At 35.5% G+C, this 2776-nt stretch carries 3 protein-coding genes; all 3 read right to left on the bottom strand.

What is annotated here, in order from left to right; genetic code table 11:
* Positions 1-186: 186 nt before the first annotated feature.
* Entirely contained in the window at positions 187-861 is a 675-nt protein-coding gene (gene cmk, locus RT405_RS01580) for a (d)CMP kinase (protein WP_313466995.1), read from the bottom strand.
* A 67-nt stretch (positions 862-928) separates the two neighbouring features.
* A complete protein-coding gene (locus RT405_RS01575; RefSeq protein ID WP_313466993.1) occupies positions 929-1549 on the bottom strand; it encodes a LysM peptidoglycan-binding domain-containing protein in 621 nt (206 codons plus the stop codon).
* Positions 1550-1611: 62 nt separating this feature from the next.
* Positions 1612-2776: RecQ family ATP-dependent DNA helicase (locus RT405_RS01570; RefSeq protein WP_313466991.1), on the bottom strand; the 1165-nt coding region annotated here is incomplete at its 5' end.

Raw genomic sequence — 2776 nt, 5'->3', positions numbered from 1 at the left:
TCGTTATTATCTATGTGATCTGTCATGTTTTTGTCCTCCTATTTTAGCCAAATAAATCCTTCTCTACTTATTTTAACCAATTTTCTAAAATAATGCCACCAAAACACCTACAAAAAACTAAGTCTAAACTTATAACCACTAGATTCTTTTGTTGTTGCAAACCATTTGATCCCTGTTCAAGGACAATCAGCTTACTTTTTCAGCGATGATGTCTTTGATTTTTTGAACTACTTGTTCGATCCCTAGACCAGTAGTATCCACTAAGATCGCATCTTCTGCTTGTCTCAACGGAGAGACAGTACGATGCGAGTCCTTATAATCCCGTTCTGCAATTTCTTGTTTCAACGTATCTAAAGGTGTATTTACACCATTAGATAGATTTTCTTTATAGCGTCTATCCGCTCGTTCATCCACACTTGCAACCAGAAAAATCTTCACTTCAGCATGTGGTAAAACAGCTGTACCAATATCGCGTCCATCCATCACGATCTTGCCTTGATCGGCAATTTTCTTTTGTCTTTTCACTAATTCTTTTCGCACTTCGCTATGGGCTGCAACAACAGAAACTAAATTCGTTACATCTGGTTGTCGGATAGCTTCTGTTACTTCTACGTGATTGACAAATACTTTTTGTTTTTTTTCAGAAGGTTCAAAAGATAATTCCATTTTTTTCAATAAACTGACTAAAGCTTGTTCATCTGTAGGATCTATTTTAAATTGCAAGGCTTGGTAAGTTAATGCCCGATACATCGCTCCTGTATCACAATAAACATATCCTAAATCTTTAGCTAGTATTTTAGCTACGGTACTTTTTCCAGCAGAAGCTGGTCCGTCTATAGCAATCATTATTTTTTTATCCATTGTTAGCCTTCTTTCTGTTTTCACATTAAAAGCCGTCCTAAGACGGCTTTTAATGACATGTTTTTACTTATTTTACTTTTAACACTGTTCCTACTGAAACTTCATCGCCAGAAAGACCATTTAAGGTTTTTAATTCTTCAGTTGTCATTCCATGATTTAAAGCAATACGATAAAGATTATCTCCAGCTTTAACGGTATAAGTTCCACCTGTTTCTTCCGGTGTTGTTTCTGGTTCATTTTCTTCAACACTTTCAACAGGCTCTTCTTCTTCTGGAGCTGTTTGAACTGGAACATCAGCAACGTCTTCTTCCGGTTCAGATTCAACCGGTTGTTCTGCAACACTGCTTTCTTCTGAAGATTCGGTATCTTTCTCACTTGAACTACTAGAACTGTTCTTTTCAGAACTTGATTCAGTACTGCTATTTTGTGTGATCGTTATTTTTTCTTCATCCGGCTTCAATTCTTCTGCTTGACTGCCGCTATTAACATACCAAAGATAAGTTGCTACTGGCAAAATGATCAGCAAAGCTAAAAATATAAACAGCGAAGTTACTATCGGAGAAATTCCTCCTTTGGCTTTTTTACGAGCTATTCTTGACTGATTATCGCTCTCTAAGCCGTCATCGTTATCAAATTTACGAGACCAAATTTCATCATTCTGGTTTTTTTTAGATTTTTTTCCAGCCATCAACTATTCCTCCTAAAGATAATTCGCTTTTATTGTAACATATTTTAATCCAACTTGCTTTATTAATTCGTTAACAAAAATAATTTTGTTAGCGCTTTTTCCCAATTTTTCTCTTTGGTTATTTTACTTTGAAGGTATTCTTCTTGATTGCTCCAAAAACATTCTTCATCTAAACCACAGCTGGAACAACAGTTGAACGGTTTCTCCAATAAAGGCTCATTAAAATAATGAAGAATATGGGCTCGTTTGCATTCCGTTGTTTGAGCATAGTGGACCATGTAGTTCAGTTGTCTTTCTTTTTGTATTTTCCGGCCCATTATTTGCGATTTAGCTTCTTCCAATGGAACATTTGATAGCAGATAATTTTCAATGATTTGTTTCTGTGTACTGCTGCAACTTCCTTCAACGATTTTTTTATGTCGGTAAGCATACTCTAACATAGCCGAAGTTGGTAAGCCATCTTCTTGCAAGCGCAACTGTAAAAACTGATCTCCAGCTTCGAATAATAAGATAGCCACACTTGGTTTCCCATCCCGGCCGCTTCTGCCTACTTCTTGCAGATACGCTTCAACGCTAGCTGGTAAATGATAATGGATAACAAAACGAATATTTTCCTTGTTGATTCCCATTCCAAAAGCACTAGTGGCGCAAATAATATCAATCTCATTTTGGATAAATTGTTGTTGTATTTTTATTTTATCATCATTTTCAATATCAGAATGGTAACTTTCAACTGAAAATCCAGTTTTACTTTTGAGCCAACCCGCTACTTCATCCGCTTTTTTCTTACTAGAAAAATAAATAATGCCCGGTTTAGTCAACTGGTTGATTTGGTTTAAGAGTTGTTCGTTTTTATCTTGATAGCAGCTAATAGTAGAATAGGCAATATTAGGACGGTCCACAGAATAAAGGATTTGTTTTGTTTTAGTTTTATCTAAAAATAAAGAAGTTAAAATCTCTTCACGAACGATTTCAGTTGCAGTAGCCGTTAAAGCCATTGTTAAAGGTTCTCCTAATTCTTTCCGTGATTTTCCCAATTCTAAATAGTCCAAACGAAAGTCCATCCCCCATTGAGAGATACAATGTGCCTCATCAATAGCTAACAACGAAATTTCTTGCTGTTTAAGCTGGTTCAACACATATTTTTGCTGAAGCATTTCAGGAGAAAGAAAAATAAATTTATATTGAGGCAAATGGTTTAATATCCATTCTTTTTCTCGTTTATTC

Origin of the sequence: Carnobacterium sp., assembly GCF_032094055.1 — a bacterium.
Taxonomy (GTDB): Bacteria; Bacillota; Bacilli; order Lactobacillales; family Carnobacteriaceae; genus Carnobacterium_A.
This window is presented reverse-complemented; position numbering and strand designations above follow the sequence as displayed.

What these genes read in the sequence shown, in the direction of transcription:
- cmk (WP_313466995.1), bottom strand. Translation starts at nt 861, where the DNA reads ATGGATAAAAAAATAATGATTGCTATAGACGGACCAGCTTCTGCTGGA.
- RT405_RS01575 (WP_313466993.1), bottom strand. Translation starts at nt 1,549, where the DNA reads ATGGCTGGAAAAAAATCTAAAAAAAACCAGAATGATGAAATTTGGTCT.